Source organism: Microbacterium sp. F01, from assembly GCF_056156365.1.
The window spans coordinates 1,402,657-1,418,946 of record NZ_CM149592.1; the positions used below are offsets into that span (position 1 = coordinate 1,402,657).

At 69.2% G+C, this 16,290-nt stretch carries 12 protein-coding genes; 3 read left to right on the forward strand and 9 right to left on the reverse strand.

Features of this window, described 5'->3' with window-relative positions:
- Genes ACVN90_RS06190 through ACVN90_RS06220 form a run of 7 tightly spaced genes read right to left on the reverse strand, consistent with a single transcriptional unit; the run spans position 1 to position 9,062 of the window.
- Positions 1-978, reverse strand: a complete 978-nt coding sequence (locus ACVN90_RS06190) for a polysaccharide pyruvyl transferase family protein (RefSeq protein WP_475101274.1) — start codon at positions 976-978, stop codon at positions 1-3.
- Positions 975-2,558 (reverse strand): oligosaccharide flippase family protein, encoded by a 1,584-nt coding sequence (locus ACVN90_RS06195; protein ID WP_475101275.1) that lies wholly within the window; start codon positions 2,556-2,558, stop codon positions 975-977. Before ACVN90_RS06195 ends, ACVN90_RS06190 begins: the two co-directional genes overlap by 4 nt.
- 1 nt (position 2,559) lies before the next feature.
- The gene (locus ACVN90_RS06200) at positions 2,560-4,344 is read right to left on the reverse strand and encodes a hypothetical protein (protein ID WP_475101276.1); all 1,785 of its coding nucleotides are present in this window, start codon (positions 4,342-4,344) and stop codon (positions 2,560-2,562) included.
- Positions 4,341-5,945 carry a glycosyltransferase family 2 protein gene (locus ACVN90_RS06205; protein ID WP_475101277.1) on the reverse strand — a complete coding sequence of 535 codons (1,605 nt, stop codon included), beginning with the start codon at positions 5,943-5,945 and terminating at the stop codon, positions 4,341-4,343. The genes ACVN90_RS06200 and ACVN90_RS06205 overlap by 4 nt, the downstream gene beginning before the upstream one ends.
- On the reverse strand, positions 5,942-7,261 hold the full coding sequence (locus tag ACVN90_RS06210; RefSeq protein WP_475101278.1) for a polysaccharide biosynthesis protein: 1,320 nt from the start codon (positions 7,259-7,261) through the stop codon (positions 5,942-5,944). Before ACVN90_RS06210 ends, ACVN90_RS06205 begins: the two co-directional genes overlap by 4 nt.
- On the reverse strand, positions 7,258-8,199 hold the full coding sequence (locus ACVN90_RS06215; RefSeq protein WP_475101279.1) for a glycosyltransferase family 2 protein: 942 nt from the start codon (positions 8,197-8,199) through the stop codon (positions 7,258-7,260). The genes ACVN90_RS06210 and ACVN90_RS06215 overlap by 4 nt, the downstream gene beginning before the upstream one ends.
- Positions 8,200-8,201: 2 nt before the next feature.
- On the reverse strand, positions 8,202-9,062 hold the full coding sequence (locus tag ACVN90_RS06220; protein ID WP_475101280.1) for a glycosyltransferase family 2 protein: 861 nt from the start codon (positions 9,060-9,062) through the stop codon (positions 8,202-8,204).
- A 691-nt stretch (positions 9,063-9,753) separates the two neighbouring features.
- Between ACVN90_RS06220 and ACVN90_RS06225 the strand changes: the two genes are divergently transcribed.
- The 3 genes from ACVN90_RS06225 (at position 9,754) to ACVN90_RS06235 (ending at position 14,890) form a co-directional block, all read left to right on the forward strand.
- Entirely contained in the window at positions 9,754-11,553 is a 1,800-nt protein-coding gene (locus ACVN90_RS06225) for a proline--tRNA ligase (protein WP_475101281.1), read from the forward strand.
- A 57-nt stretch (positions 11,554-11,610) separates the two neighbouring features.
- On the forward strand, positions 11,611-12,660 hold the full coding sequence (locus tag ACVN90_RS06230; RefSeq protein ID WP_475101282.1) for an LOG family protein: 1,050 nt from the start codon (positions 11,611-11,613) through the stop codon (positions 12,658-12,660).
- Positions 12,661-12,862: 202 nt separating this feature from the next.
- Positions 12,863-14,890 (forward strand): PhoX family protein, encoded by a 2,028-nt coding sequence (locus ACVN90_RS06235; protein ID WP_475102075.1) that lies wholly within the window; start codon positions 12,863-12,865, stop codon positions 14,888-14,890.
- A gap of 64 nt (positions 14,891-14,954) precedes the next feature.
- Here ACVN90_RS06235 and ACVN90_RS06240 read toward each other — a convergent pair whose 3' ends face one another.
- Together ACVN90_RS06240 and ACVN90_RS06245 are read right to left on the reverse strand one after the other, a co-directional pair.
- Positions 14,955-15,596: an acetate uptake transporter family protein gene (locus ACVN90_RS06240; RefSeq protein WP_475101283.1), complete on the reverse strand. Its 642-nt coding sequence runs from the start codon at positions 15,594-15,596 to the stop codon at positions 14,955-14,957.
- Between the two features lie 123 nt (positions 15,597-15,719).
- Entirely contained in the window at positions 15,720-16,241 is a 522-nt protein-coding gene (locus tag ACVN90_RS06245; protein WP_475101284.1) for a pyridoxamine 5'-phosphate oxidase family protein, read from the reverse strand.
- Positions 16,242-16,290: the final 49 nt, after the last annotated feature.

Sequence of the window (16,290 nt, forward strand, 5' to 3'; positions counted from 1 at the left end):
CTACACCATGTCCGTCGCTGCGGCCAGGTCGGGAGCGAACTCGAGCGGGAGATCGAGGTCGCTGAACCAGGTTGCGGCATAGCTGGTGAGCTTGCCGTTGCTGTTGTCGATCGCGATGACCCTGCGGCCCATCTGCAGGGCGATGAGCATCGCATGCAGTCGATCGGTGATGATCGTCTCGCCGGGGGAGAGGAGGGCGACACCGGTCGCAAGTCGCTTCGACGCGTCGGCGAACCAGCGGTCAGTCGACCGGTTCATCGTGCGGGTCACCGCACCTTCGAACACGGTGCGGCTCACCCGCTGCCGCAGTCGATCGGCGAACGTCATCGCGGGCCAGTCGACCGCCGTCTCGATGCTGCCGGGCCGGGCGCTCTCTTCGTCACGACGCAGCAGGTGCACCACTGCGACGGCCGGCGCCGCAGACTCGAGGCGCCCCAGCATGTGCACGCTGTCGGGTGCGAGGATCACATTCGGCACCAGGGCTCGGACCGCGGCGAACGACACCCGGTCACGCACCGCCATGCGCAGCCGCCGCCGCGGAGCCATGCGGGACGCGAACGCACGCCGATCGGCATCCGACTCGAAGTGCACGGACTGCGGCTCCTGGATCAGCTCGGTGAGGGGATCGAGGCGCTCGGCGAGGCGGTAGCGGTGCTCGCTGTGCTGCGGGTACAGACCGCCGAAGTTGCCGCCGCCCTGGATGGCGACGGGCGACCGCGACTCGTAGACCTTCGGTGAGATCGTGCGCCACGAGTACGTGGCTTCCACCCGGATTCCCGCCTGGCGCCAGAACTCGGCCTGGCCGAGTGCGATCACGGAGTCGCCGATGTTCTCGTAATCGGGGAAATCGGTGAGCACGAGACGGTCGACGTCTCGGTGCAGGGCGGACAACGCGATGAAGGAACGGCGCTGCATCGCGACGATCGCGTCTCCGGTGCCCGGCATGTGTGAGCTCGTGTTCTCGATCGGCAGCGTCACAGGGAGTCCTCCACGGTGCGGCCGCCGCGCAGGCGGCGGGTGAGGGCGGATCGCAGCGACGAGCGGGTCGTCGCGTCGAGCGCGATGAAGTAGTAGAGGGTGATCGCCGCGATCGCCCACAGCGCGCCGATCACGGGGATCAGCGCGACCGGCGGGTCGAGCAGGCTCACCAAGAGCAGCGCCGCGGCCAGGGGCGCAACGGTCCCGAACGGCAGCAGCAGACAGCGGATCGCGAAGTCCTTGACGGTGAGGTCGAGACGGCGCAGCGCGATCGCGATGTAGAAGGGCTCCAGCAGGACGACCGGGAGCGTGAGTCCCAACGCGATCCCGGTGAGCCCGAACGATGCGCCGAGCACGACCGCCAGCGCCGTGCCGGTGGCCGCCCAGACGGTGTGCAGGATCGCGTAACCGCGCACCGAGCCCTGCGCGGTGAGGATCGGAACCGCGAGAAGGTGGTTGTTGTTCGCGAACATCGACAGCACGAGGACCTGCGCGACGACGGCCGCGCCGATGCCCGCCGGTCCGAGCCAGACGCTCATGATCTCGGGCATGAAGACGACCACCGGAACGAGGACGACCATCATCAGCATGTTCGCGTAGCTGGTGCCCCGGAGATACATCTCGCCTATCGGCGTACCCGCCGCGCCGCCCTCCCGCATCGATGCGGTCGGCAGGATCGCGGTCGCGAGCGAGTTCGTCACCTCCTTCACGAGGAGGTAGATGCGCTGGCCCGCGGCGTAGAGGGCGGTGTACGCGATCGGAAGCATGAGAGCCGTGAGGATGCCGCCCACCTGCATGATCACGACGCCGGCGAGGCCCAGGACCATGAGCTGCGCCGACATCGCGAACAGCTCACGGAAGACGCTCCACCGGAAGTCCCACGGGCGGGCGGTGATCTGCGGCGCCCGGGTTCGTCGCAGGATATACGTCGCGATGCCGAACGCGAGGATGCCGAGCACATCCACCGCCGCGACGGCGACGATCCCGATACCCGCCCAGCACACCAGCAAGGTGAACGCGATGCGGAAGGCCGCGAGGCCGATGAGGAGGCGATTGACGTCGCCCAGTCGCCCGATCCCGGTGAGGATCTGCCGGTTCGATGAGAACGCGAGCAGGATGAACACGTTGGCGACACCGAGGATCGCGAGGATCCAGGCGGTTCCCGACAGCTCCGGACCGAACTGCGTGCGGGGGATCGTGAGGGCGAACACCACCGCCGTGGCGATGGAGAGGATGACCGCGGCCGCGAGGAAGAACATCGTGCTCGCCGCGGCGACCCTGCGCATGCGGGCGAAGTCGTTGGAGGGTGCCGCCACCCCGATGAACCGCGTGGTGGCCCCTCCGACGCCGAGGTCCTGCTGGAACAGCGCGCCGACGGCCACGGTGAGCATATAGAGGCCGTATGCCTCCGCACCGAACGCGGTGAGCACCACCGGGAGCAGCGCCACGTACGCGATCATCGATGCGAATCGCGCGGCGTAGGTCGTGATGACCGCGCCGGTGATCCCTTGGGCGCCGGCGGCGAGGTCGGGCTGAGCGCCGGCCCTGCGTTGCGTCACGGCGTCGATGCGGGTGCGCATGTCAGCCCTCCCCGGCGGAGTCGGCGCTCTGCGCGAGATCGAGGCGGTAGACGAGCGTCTCTTCCGACTCGTAGACCAGATCCCAGCGAGGGTCGTCCTCGAGGAAGCCCTGGAAACGATCGAGCGCGCCGTCAGGAAGCGTGCCGTAGTACGAGCTGTACGCGCGCATCTGCTCGGTGATGACGACCAGAGCCGGACGCTGCTCCCACACCAGGCTGTCGGTCAGTCGCTCGACGCGGCGCGGGTCGGCGAACTCCTCGTCCTCCCAGCCGGGCCACGATGTCAGCCACATGTCGATGCCGCTGTCGAACAGTTGGTTGGCGCGGACGAAGTCGACGTACTCCGCGACGATCCGGCCCGGTGCGCCGGGGGCGACGCCGATCGTGAGGGTGGAGGGATCCTCATCCGTGAGCACCTGGGTCGTCAGCCGCACGGATTCGGGGCTGACGAGGTTGGCGAACCATCCGCCGTACGACGTCTGTATCGATCCCAGGGCCACGATCGTGAGCACGGTCGTCAGGGCCACCTGTGCCGCGCGCCGGCCGAGAGCGAGCCCGCCGCTGAGAGTCTGCGTGAGGACGGGGGCGAGGATCAGCATGCATCCGGGGATCGAATAGAGGAAGACGCGGAACAGCGCCTCGCCGCCGTACCCCTGACCGAGGAGGATCAGGGCCGGGGAGAACGCGACCACCGCCGGAACGGCGATGTCGCGCCACCGGTCGCGATGGCGGATGAGGTGCACCGCGACGACCGCTCCGGCCGACACCCACACGAGCCCGGTGATCCCCCGGGCGATCCACGAGTTGACGACCTGTCCGATGCTCGGGGCGCCGAGCACCTCGTTGCGCGCGGACGGCGTGAGGATGTTGCTGAGGAAGTCGAGGCTGATCAGATCCCCGAACTTCATCACGACCTCGAAGTGCAGGAGCAGGTAACCGACGGCGATCGCGGCGAACACCGCGACGATGTAGCGCGGTCGCACGCGGCCCAGGAGCGTCAGCAGCAGGGTCGCGGCCAGCAGCCAGTAGGGCGTGAGCTGATGCGTCACGACGATGGCGGTGAAGATCGGCACGGCCACCCATGAGGCGGCCCTGGTACGGGTCGACGCCAGCACCAGGGCGATCACGACGATCCCGAGTGCGAACGCGATGGCCTGAGGCGAGAGATAGTCCTGCCCGACCCAGTTCACGAGGTGCGCCCCGAACGCGGCGACCAGCGCGGTCGGCGCGGAGTATCCGTAGGTGCGGGCGAGGAAGAACACCGCCGCGGTGAACGCGAGCTGCGCACCGACGGCGAACCACTGCGCGATGACGATGGTCTCCGAGCCGGTGATCGTGTTGATCCAGGCGATGGTCGAGAACGCCCCCGGCCAGTTGTGGTAGATGTCGGCGGTCACGTCGACACTGCCGAAACGCTGGATGTAGTCGATCGGGCCGAAGTGCTTGTACGTCCACGAGTAGAGCGGCGCATCGGTCGACACCGCCGTGGGCAGCCGCATCATGAGCACCGTCGCGAGGAGCGACACCCCGGCGGTTCGGGTCGCTCCGCACGCGATGGCGACGCAGAACGCGACGGTCGCGAGCGCGATCGACACCGGGAACAGCGGACTGGCGGCCGGGATGAGACCGAACAGGTGCCAGGGTGCGTCGTGGAGGGTCGGGAGGGCGATCACCCACGCGACGACGGCCACGAGGAGCACGATCGCGCCGGGCTTCCAGCCGGCACGACGGATCGTCGGCCCGTTCGTCGTTGCGGGCGAGGTGAGAAGCGATGCGGAGACGGTCATGCGGCCCTCCTCGTGACGAACGATGCCACGGCGCCCACGCACGTCGCGCTGGCTGCGGCCAGCAGGCAGAGCGCGGGTGCCCACCATTGCAGGTTCACGATCGCGGTCGTGAGGAGGATCACGACCGACAGGCCGAGTGCCGGCACGACGATCGGCGCGAAGTGCGGGGGAAGAGGCACCCAGGCCCGCACGAGTGAGCCGGGGCCGACCAGGACGAAGATCGCCAAGAAGGCGAAGGACACGCCTGCGGAAGTGGGGAGCATGGCCAGCAGCCCGAAGAGGCCACCGACCGCGGCCAGCACCGACCACAGCCGCCGATCGAGGGCGATGCCGCGCGAGGACGGCCCGGCGAACGTACCGGCGTCACGCTGCGCCCGCCGCTCGGCGAAGTACGCCGCGGGGCCGCCGATGACGCTGGCCAGCTCGACCCGTCCGATTCCCTTGGACTCCCGCGACAGGGTGGCGGCCACCGTCGTCTCGTCCACCGACGCCATCGGCTTGTTGACCAGGCGCGCAAGGGCCCGCGGCGACCTGGCGATGGCCGCACCGACGGTTCTGGGATCCAATGCGACGGTCGCGGCCCACGCGCCGAATCCGCGACCGTAGCCGACGGCCTGCGCCTCGAGTGCTGCCAGGTCGTCGCGATGCCGGTGCCACACGATTGCGGCCGGGTTGACCACGATGGCCTGACCGTCGTAGAGCATGCGGAGGAACATGTCGAGGTCTTCTCCGCCTTTGGTGCGGGTGCCGGCGCCGAGAGCGGTGTCGAAGCCGCCAAGGGCGAGCATGTGGTCGCGGCGCACCGCGAAGTTCGCGCCCGTGCCGAACTCGCCGACGCAGAACGGGAACATCGGGAGGTCGTCCGGCGGATCGCTCAACCGGAACGTGCGCGCGGCGGTGAGCTTGGACCAGCTCACGCGAGCGTCGAACCACGCCTGCACCGCGTTGCGCAGCTCCCCACTGGGCACGACACCGGTCACGCAGCCGACATCGTCGGCACGGGCGAATCCCGCAGCGATCGCCCAGAGCCACTGGGGGTCGACGATCACGTCGTCGTCGGTGTACGCGACGATGGTCGACGACGCCGCGTTCAGCCCGGCGTTGCGCGCGTGCGACAGCCCCGCCCGGTCCTCCCGGACGTAGCGGAACTCGGGGAACTCGTCCGCCAGCAGAGCACGGGTCTCATCGTCGGAGGGTGCGTTGTCGACGACGACGACCTCCATGAGCGGATAGTCGATCGCGCGGATCGCGTCGAGCGACTCCCGTAGGAGCGCGCCGCGATCCCGCGTGCAGACCACGACGGTGATCGGCCGAGGAGCCGGTCGCGCCGCAGGCGGGATGACGGGCAGCCGCTCTGCTGCGGTCATGAGGCCCGTAGCATCCACTTCGCCGTCCACGACCGGCACGGCGATGTATCCGCGGACCGAGCCGTGATCGCGCACCAGGAGTCTGGCGCGATCGAACTGGTCGCCCGATTCGAGCACGACGCGCTGGAGCGCGCCGGCGAGGTCCGAGACCTCGACGAGACCCACCCATGTGGCGACGTCTCTATCGACCGTGCCGTGGAGCGGCATGGCCGCCGGGAGCGTCAGAGTCGTCATGCGGGTGCACCTTTCGTGGGGAGGGGCGCGGTGCGGTGGGGACGGGCATGGCGGAGGCCGACGGTGCCGATGACAGCCAGCACGAGCGCCGCGCACGCCACGGCGATCGACGCGCCCAGCGCACCCCACCGGGGGACGAGGAGGAGGACGAATCCGAACAGCGCGAGCACCCAGACTGCGTTGCCGGCGAGCACCGGGCGCACGCGATGACGCGCGCGTGACAGCGCCGACCAGACGTCGTAACCGGGACGCAGTGCGCTCGCCGCGGCGAGGATCCCGACGACCGCCATTCCGTACAGGGGCGGATATCCCCGGCCGAGCAGGAGGAACATGAGGGGAGTGGCGATCGCTGCCGCCACGCCGAGGGCGGCCACGGCGAGCGAGACCTTCAGCGCGTAGCCGTGGGCGAGTTCGGCGGTGTGCGCGAAGGCGCTCACCGCGCTCCGGGCGAGAGCGGTCGCCACTGCCACGCCCACGAGGTCGAGGGCGACGCTGAACTGGAACGCGATGGCGAAGATCGCTCCTTCGGCGGGTGAGGCCAGCGTGGTCACGAGGAACGAGAGCGACAGGCCTGCGCACATCACGATGCCGACGGCGATGGCGTTCTGAAACGAGAACCGGCGGAAAGCCCGCGCGAGATCGCCGTCCCACCGGCGCACCGACCCGGAGTGCCGATCGTCACGGCGGAGCGCCCGCGGAACGAGCACCGCGAGGCTCACGCTCGTCATCGCGATCGCGGGCACGAACGTGGCGAGGACCAGGATGAGGGGCGTCGCCGGCGCGCCGAAGGCGAAGAGCGCGAGGAGTGCGAGCTTGAGGAGGTTCGCCGATCCGTTGACGATGAGCGTGCCGCGCGCGTCGGAGGCACCCGCGAGCGCCTGCGCCTGGATGTTGAACAGCGCCCACGCGACGGAGCACGCCGCGACCACGCAGACGGTGACGACCGGCGGCAGCGCCGCGGGGAGGAACGCCGCGACCAGCACGCCGGCGACGGCCCCGGATCCCAGCGCGAGCACGGCGGTTGCGGTGAGCGCTCGTCGGAGCGTCTCCCTGGCCGCAGGGCCTCCGAGCGGGAGCATCACCACCAGTGCGCTGCCGGGCCCGTTGGACGCCAGTGCGGACGCGGCCATCACGGCGGCGAGCACGGATGCCTCGATGCCGACCTGGGACTGCGGGATCCACACCGCCGCGAGCAGCCAGAACACGAATCCCGAGCCCGCCGTCGCGGCGTACCCCGACGCCAACCACAGCGAGTCGCGAGAAACGCGCGCGCGGACGCTCGCGGCGGGCGCGGCGGCGCGGGCAGTGCTGGTCATACCCGTGCCCCCTCGCTGAGCGGCGAGCGCGCCGCGCCGGGCCGCACCGCGGTGATGCTGCCCCACACATACCCGAACCCGGCGAGCCCGAGCGACACCGCGATCGCGAACGCGGGCACCAGCCCGGCACGACCGCGCCGCAACTCGCGCCAGACTCCGGCGGGAAGGACCCGCGTCGCGTACGTCGACTCCGCGGCGAGCGCGTTCTGTCGACCGACCGTGCGCGCGATCCCCGCCTTCGACAGTCCTTCGCACCAGCTGCGGTGCGCGACATAAGCGAGCCGCACGCGGTCTGCGCTCACGTGATGACGCACGTTCGCTGCCGGCGCGTACAGGATCGTGCGCGCAGGGTCGGCCTGGCGCAGCAGGATGCACGCCTCCGTCTCCTCGCATCCGATCGGGAGGGTGCCGATGCGGCCGGTGTCGGGATTGAAGCCGCCGATGGCGAGAAGCGGCTCGCGCCGGAACGCCATCGAGCAGCCCATCACGTTGCGGATGGGTCCTGCCTCGGGAAGACCGAGGTAGCTGCATCCGACGATCCAGAGGAGTTCCTCCGGAAGCACCGCGGGTGCCTCACCCGGCCAGATCGGGCTGGCGCTGCCGCCCACGGCGACCACCTCTGCATCGTCGAACGGGGCCAGCAGCGCTTCCAGCCAACCGGGCCCAGCGGCGGCGTCGTCGTCGAGGAACGCGACGACCTCGCCGGTGGCCACCTGGAGGGCGGTGTTGCGACCGCCGGAGAGTCCGCGGTGAGCGGAGTTGGGCACGACGATGGAGTCCGGCCAGCGCGAGCGGGCTCGCTCCAGCAGCTCATCGTTGTGGTCGACGACGAGGATCGTCTCGTGTGACGGGGTCTGCGCGGACACCGAGTCCATCGCGAGCACGAGTTGGTCCCAGCGGTCGATCGTGTATGCGCAGATGACGACGCTGACCGACATGGCTAACCGGCCGTCTTGACCGACTCCTCGAGCACGGGGACGGCAGAGGCGGCGCGGTTCGCGCTCTGGGTCGCCGCGTCGCGCACGGGCATGGAGAACACGGGCGTGGTGGCGGGGCGCCGCTTGCGACCCCAACGGTTGAGGCGCTCGTCGAGCACCGTGCGCAGGACGCGCAGGCCGTCGCTCACGGCGTTCAGGTTGCTCTCGCCGTGGATGCGCAGGAGTTCCACGCTGGGCACCTCCACCACGGTGAGGCGGTTCTCGGCGAAGCGGCAGTTGAGCAGCGTCTCGATCTCGAACCCGTCGCCCCACAGCATCTCGCCCTCGGCGCCCGCGATGTCGGGTGCGGGGAGGTCGAGGTCCGGCACGATGCGGCGCCAGAAGGCGTTGTAGCCGTAGCAGAGGTCGGAGTATTTGGTCCCCAGGAGGATGTTCGTCAGGAGGTTGAGGAACTTGTTGCCCAGCTGTCGGTGAAACGTGATGTCCTCGCTGCCGCCGCCCGTCATGAAGCGGCTTCCCTTGGCAACGTCAGCGCCGCCGATCAGCGCGTCGACGAAGCGGGGGATCTCGTCGGCATCGGCCGAGCCGTCCGCGTCGAACATGACGATGATGTCCCCGGTCGCGCGCTCGAATCCGCAGACCAGGGCGTTGCCCTTGCCCTTGCGGGTCTGTGTGATCACGTCGGCCGAGGGCCGAACGCGTCGCGCCACTTCCTGTGAGCCGTCGACGGAGTGTCCGTCGACGACGATGATCTCGTGCACGTCGGGGAGGAGGGGGAGGACGATCTCGAGGTTCTTGGCCTCGTTCCGGACGGGAACGATGATCGAGACGCGTGGGGAGGAGAGGTTCGAATCGTTGGACATGTGACGCCCTTCCATGGGGAACGGTGGAGCGGTGATTGTCTGTCCGACGCGAACGGGCTGGTCGCACCCGTCGCGTCGATGCGGTCCAGCACACCCCGGTCTGAATCGGATCCGCTCGTGGGGTAAGCGGGTCCAGTGGGGCTCGGTTTGCCGATTTCCTTCTCTTCGAGCGTGGCCACGAGGTGTTTCAACCGCGTGAACGCGACACCAGATTCGGGTAAACAGGGGCGATTTCGTGTCCCCTCTTCGGAGGACATTTCGCAGGTGATGGGATAAAATGTCCGCCATTAGGTGGACAAGAGAGGCGCTGCGCACCATTGAGCGCCATCTCAGGATCGACATCCAGAATGGGCGACGGTCACTATCCCGAGTGCCCGTCGACTCGGGCCATTTCAATCTGGGGGCAAAGACACGTGGGGATCTCGAAGAAGACGGTTCCGCAGGCGAACGACATGTGCGCGTGTGGGCACCCATTCGAAGCGCACGAGCACTACCGCAAGGGCACCGAGTGCTCGATCTGCGACGTGAGGGCCTGTTCCGCCTTCTCCGCAGCGACCGTCGCGCAGTATTCGAACGCCCAGTGACGGCCGGTGGCTAGACCCCGTCCCGCTCGACGGGCCGCGTGCGCACGACACTGTCCCAATGCGGTGCGACCGCGTGCCGGCATCCGCTCGCCCTAAACTTGTCCCTCGTGGTCACCCGTCTGTCGCACTTCTTCCTCCGCACGCTCCGTGAAGACCCCGCTGACGCCGAGGTCACGAGCCACAAGCTGCTCGTGCGCGCCGGCTACATCCGGCGCCAAGCCCCGGGAATCTTCGCGTGGCTGCCGCTGGGCCTGCGCGTCAAAGCGAAGCTCGAGCAGGTCATCCGCGACGAGATGACGAGCGCGGGCGCTTATGAGGTGCACTTCCCGGCGCTGCTGCCTCGCGAGCCCTACGAGGTCACGGGCCGCTGGGAGGAATACGGCGACGGCATCTTCCGCCTGAAGGACCGCAAGGACGCCGACTATCTGCTCGCTCCCACGCACGAAGAGGTCTTCACGCTCCTCGTGAAGGACCTGTACTCGTCGTACAAGGACCTGCCCCTGACGATCTATCAGATCCAGGACAAGTACCGCGACGAGGCGCGGCCCCGCGCCGGCCTCCTGCGCGGCCGCGAGTTCACGATGAAGGACGCTTACTCGTTCGACTCGTCCGACGCGGGCCTCGACGCGAGCTACATGCTGCAGCGCGACGCGTACGAACGCATCTTCCAGCGGCTGGGTCTCGAATACGTGATCGTGCAGGCGGATGCCGGGGCCATGGGCGGCTCGCGATCGGAAGAGTTCCTGCACCCCACCGCCGTCGGCGAAGACACCTTCGTGCGCTCGGCGGGAGGATACGCCGCCAACGTCGAGGCTTTCACGACCATCGCCCCCGAGCCGATCGCGCTCGACGGGCTCGGTGCTCCCGTGATCTTCGACTCGCCGAACACGCCGACGATCCAGACGCTCGTCGACCACTCGAACGCGCACCTCGACGCTCCCGCTTCGGGCATCGCCGGCCCCGCGACCGACGGCGTGACGGAATGGACCGCCGCCCACACGCTGAAGAACGTCGTGCTCGCCCTCACGCATCTCGACGGCACCCGCGAACTCGTGATCATCGGCGTGCCCGGCGACCGCGACGTCGACGACAAGCGCGTCGAGGTGGCCTTCGCCCCGGCGTCGGTCGAGCCCGCCACCGAGCAGGACTTCGAGAAGCAGCCGCTGCTGGTCAAGGGGTACATCGGGCCGTGGTCCGAGACCGGCGCCGTGTTCGGCGAGGAGTCGGCCACCGGGATCCGGTACCTGCTCGACCCCCGTGTCGTCGACGGCACCGCGTGGGTCACCGGCGCCAACATCGACCAGAAGCACGTGCACACGCTCGTGGCGGGACGCGACTTCACCGGCGACGGATTCATCGAGGTGGCGAGCGTGCGCGCGGGCGACCCCGCGCCCGACGGCTCGGGTCCGGTCGAGCTCGCGCGCGGCATGGAGATCGGGCACGTCTTCCAGCTCGGCCGCAAGTACGCCGATGCGCTGGGTCTCAAGGTGCTCGACGAGAACGGCAAGCTCGTGACCGTCACGATGGGCTCGTACGGCATCGGCGTGACCCGCATCCTCGCGATCATCGCCGAGCTCAACAACGACGACAAGGGCCTCATCTGGCCGGCGTCCGTGGCGCCGTTCGACGTGCACGTGGTCGCCGCAGGCCGCGAGCCCGTCATGTTCGACGTGGCGGCCCAGCTGTCGGCAGACCTCGAGGCGGCCGGTCTCGACGTGCTCTACGACGACCGTCCCAAGGTCTCGCCCGGCGTGAAGTTCGGCGATGCCGAGCTCGTCGGCGTGCCGAAGATCGTCATCGTGGGTCGCGGCGCCGCGGAGGGCCAGGTCGAGCTCTGGGACCGCCGCACCGGCGACCGCGAGGTCGTCTCGGTCGCGGACGCCGTCGCCCACCTCAGCGCGCGCTGAGCAGATCGTTCACGCGTCGTCCACCGAACGGCGGCTTCGCGTGGCACTCTGGGCGTCATGGGCCCCAGCGACACCGGAACCATCCCGCATCCCGTGACCGAGGAGCTGCGCGCGACCATCGCCGCGGCGGGCATCACGGAGAGCACCGACCTCGTGGCGCGCATCCTCGCGACCGGCATCGGACTGGGGATCGACGACACCGAGCGACTCGACCTCAAGATCACGTCCGCGGCGCTCAGCGAGATGCGCGCCGCGTTCCGCCTGTTCGCGCCGTACCGGGGGATCCCCAAGGTCACGATCTTCGGCTCCGCGCGCACCCTGCCGGACGACGCGCTGTACCGGCAGGCGTCGGAGGTGGCGACCGCGCTCGCCGAGCAGGGCTGGCTGGTGGTGACCGGTGCCGGACCGGGCATCATGCAGGCCGCTGCCGAGGGTGCGGGACCGCACAACTCGCTCGGCGTCTCGATCCGCCTCCCCTTCGAGGAGAAACCGAACGCGATCGTGGGCGCGAACGCGCGCAACGTGGCGATGAAGTACTTCTTCACCCGCAAGCTCATGCTCGTGAAGGAGTCGAGCGGCTTCGTCTGCGTCCCCGGCGGTTTCGGCACGCTGGACGAGATGTTCGAGCTGCTCACGCTGCAGCAGACCGGCAAGGCGGATCCGACGCCCATCGTGCTGCTCGATGCGCCCGGCGGCACGTTCTGGACCGGGCTTCGCCGATTCGTCGACGACCACCTGATTCCGTCCGGCGTGATCTCCCCGGGTGACTTCGATCGGGTTCTCGTCACCGATTCCGTGACGGCCGCGGTCGACGAGCTCACCGGGTTCTACCGCAATTACGACTCGCTGCGCTGGGTCGGCAAGCGGCTCGTCCTGCGTCTGAAGGCGGAGCCGACGGATGCTGAGGTCCAGGCGCTCAACGCCGCGTTCGGCGACCTCCTCACCGAGGGCGAGATCGAACGGCGCGGACCGCTGACCATCGAGATCGAGGACGACGACGAGCTGCACCTGCCGCGGCTGGTCCTGCGGCTGAACCAGTTCCGCGTGGGGGAGCTGCACCGTCTGATCCGGGCGATCAACTCGCTGGAATCCGCAGCGAGCGCCTGACGGCTGCCGCCCCGCGCGGGCGGCAGCCGCAGCATCCGTTCGATGAGGCCGTTCTCATGTCCTCGTCGTCGGCCGTTCACCTCGGGTTCCAGGCGGCTTCGCACCACGGGACGAGGCTGGCGCCACCCCACGCCAGCCCGCTGTCATGCATGCCGAGAGGACGCTCGTGAGCATCATCGAAGGATTCCGCCGTTCCCTGCCCATGGCCGACCACGTGCGAGGCAAGCGCCTCGCCGTGACGTGCCAGTACAAGTGCGCCAACGCGTGCCTGGGCCCCGAGTGCAACTCGTCGCACAACGAGACGTTCCAGGAGGTCGCGTCCGCCGCGCTGTCGCGTCGCGCGCTCCTCGGGCTCGGTGCCGCCGGTGCCGTCGCCATCACCGTGGGCGGGCTCCGCGGCCAGACGCCGCTGTCGGGCCCGGGTTCGTCGGGTGTCGGCGGAGCGGGCGCGGCGTTCGCGCGCCCCGCGGGTGGCAGCCTCCCGTTCGACCCGATCGCGCCGGTGAACCGTCTGGTCGACGAGTTCACCGTTCCGGCCGGCTACACCTGGCGGCCGATCATCCGCTGGGGCGACCCGCTGTTCTCGAACGCGCCGGTCTTCGACATCAATGCACAGTCCCCGGCCGCCCAGTCCGTGCAGTTCGGCTACAACAGCGACTACCTCGACATCGTCGCCGACCCGAGCGGCAAGACCGGTGTGCTCGTCAACAACCACGAGTACTGCAACCCGAACATCATGTTCCCGGCGTCGACCGACCCGGCCGAGCTGCAGCGCCGCGGTGACATCTTCAAGGCCGCGCAGGGCATGTCGGTCGTCGAGATCACGCGCAAGCGCACCGGACAGCCGTGGTCGTACGTGGTCGACGGCAAGCGCAACCGCCGCATCACGGTCGAGACGGTGTTCGAGCTCACCGGTCCCGCGGCGGGCAGCGATCTGGTGAAGACCGCTGCCGACCCCGAGGGTCGCTGGGTGCGCGGCACTCTCGGCAACTGCGCCGGCGGCACGACGCCGTGGGGCACGATCCTCTCGGGCGAGGAGAACTTCAACGGCTACTTCGCGTGGGCGGCCGACACGGCGGCGCAGAAGCGGTACCAGTCGACGTCATCGACCGGCACAGACACCGGGTGGGAGAAGTACGACCCCCGCTTCGACGCGCACGACGCCGACTACGTCAACGAGCCCAACCGCTTCGGGTACATCGTCGAGATCGACCCGCAGGACCCCACCTCGACCCCGCGCAAGCACACCGCGATGGGCCGCTTCAAGCACGAGGGTGCGAACGTCATCGTCGCCGAGGACGGCCGCGTGGTCGCCTACATGGGCGACGATGAGCGCAACGACTACCTCTACAAGTTCGTCTCGAAGAACAAGATCTCGGGTTCGCGCAAGAAGAACCTCGGGCTGCTGAGCGAGGGCGACCTGTACGTCGCCAAGTTCTCGGGCGATTCGCCGGCGAGCGAGATCACCGGCACCGGCGCGCTGCCGGCCGACGGCAAGTTCGATGGCTCGGGCAGCTGGATCTCGCTCACGCAGAACGGCCAGAGCGTGGTTCCCGGATTCACCACCGAGCAGGTGCTCGTCTACACGCGTCTGGCGGCGGATGCTGTGGGCGCGACGAAGATGGATCGCCCGGAGGACGTCGAGCCCAACCCCAAGACCGGCAAGGTCTACCTCGCGCTCACGAACAACTCGGCCCGCTCGGTGGCCGCGCTGGACGAGGCGAACCCGGTCACGGGGAACCGCTTCGGCCACGTCATCGAGATGACCGAGACCGCCGGTCAAGCGGGCACGACGTTCGGCTGGAGCATCCTGCTCCTCTGCGGCGACCCCGCGGTGTTCGCCAACTCGTACTTCGCCGGCTTCCCGAAGGAGCTCGTCTCGCCGATCTCGTGCCCCGACAACGTCGCGTTCGACTCGGCGGGCAACCTCTGGATCTCGACCGACGGCGCGCCGGGCACGATCGGCTACAACGACGGTCTCTTCCTGGTGCCGCTCGAGGGCGCCGAGCGCGGCCATGTGCAGCAGTTCCTCTCGGTGCCGCGCGAGGCCGAGACGTGTGGCCCGGTCATCCACGACAAGGATGGCCTGGTGTTCGTGGCGGTGCAGCACCCGGGCGAGGGCGGCACGTTCGCCGCGCCGACGTCGCTCTTCCCGGACTTCGGCTCGAGCGCGGCAGGTGCGGTCGCGACCGCACCGCGCCCGTCCGTGGTCCAGGTCTACCGCGCCTGACCCTGACGGTCTCATCGAGACGCCGCCCCGCCTTCGCAGGCGGGGCGGCGTCCTCGTGTCGGCGTCAGGACTCGGGGTTGGGATCCCCGAGGATCCACGGCGGCCCGAGCGGCACCACCCGGCGCCCGATCGTGCGCCAGTAGAACTTCTCGACGAGCATGTACGCCGCGAGCGCCGACGCGACCATGAGCAGGATCGAACCGGTGACGGCGAGGCCCTCCGTCGCTGTGAACGCCCCGACGGACTGGAACCCCAGCCCGAGCGAGACGCTGAGCAGCGTGATCGGCAGCACCGTGTTGTGCACCGCCCCCGCGGGGGTGAAGAGCAGCGCGAGGATCGCGAACACCAGTGAGAAGAGTCCGCGCGCCTGCGCGGTGACCTCGAAGAAGCCGAGCTCCTCACCGAGGAGGAAGCCCGGAACCACGATCCAGTACCACCCGAACGCGTTGTAGACGATGAAGTGGAAGTTGTCGCCGGCGAAGTACGACAGCATGCCCGCGGTCACCTGCACCACGCCGCCGAACACCGCGCCCACCCAGAACACGGGCGCGTCGTCCTGCAGGCCGAGATGCGCGAGCTGGGCCGTCACGGTGGCGATCACGAAGCCCAGGAGACCGATGAGCCCCGGATCGGCGACGCGCAGGCCGCTGCCGCGAGGAACGCGGAGGGCATCCGTGATCGCGATGTTCGTCGTGCCGTCAGTCATGCCCGTGCCTCCTGTGGATCGCCGAAGCCGCCTGAGCCGTGCACGGCCAGTATGGCGGAGGGGAGGGGGACGGGCCGGTTCCCGCGCGGGTCTACGCCACAGCGTCGGTGTGCTCAGCGGGCGTCAGCAGCTGACCCTGCCGTGCGACATCGTGTCGTCGGGCGTGTCCCTCGTCACGAGCGCCTTGAGCATGCCTGCCGCTGTGACGAGCTTGCCGTGCCGGGGTTCCCAGAACTCGCACTCGACGGGTGTCACCCGCAGCAGCACGATGCCGGGGGTGTCGAGGCCGTCCTCGAACCAGATGTCGAGGCTGGGGGAGTACAGCTCCTTCATCTTCGCCGCGTCGCGCACGACCTGGGCTCGGCCGGCGACCGAGACGTAGCGGTGGCCTTTCGCGTCGAGATACGACAGGCCCACGTCGTGGTGGGGATCGGCCTGGCTCTCGGACACCTTCGCGGTGTCGGCGAGGGTGAAGAACCAGATGTCGCCCTTCCCGTCCATCTGCCGGGTGCTCATCGGCCGGCTGACGAGATTGCCTGCGGAATCGCGCGTGGTCAGCATGGTGAAGTCGATGTCCTCGACGAGTTCCTTGACGCGCGCGATCGCTTCGGGGCCGGTGACGAGGTCTTCCTCTGTGTGGGTCATGCGGCCAGGGTGCGCCGCGTCGCGCGCCTCTGCCAGGGCATTGACATGA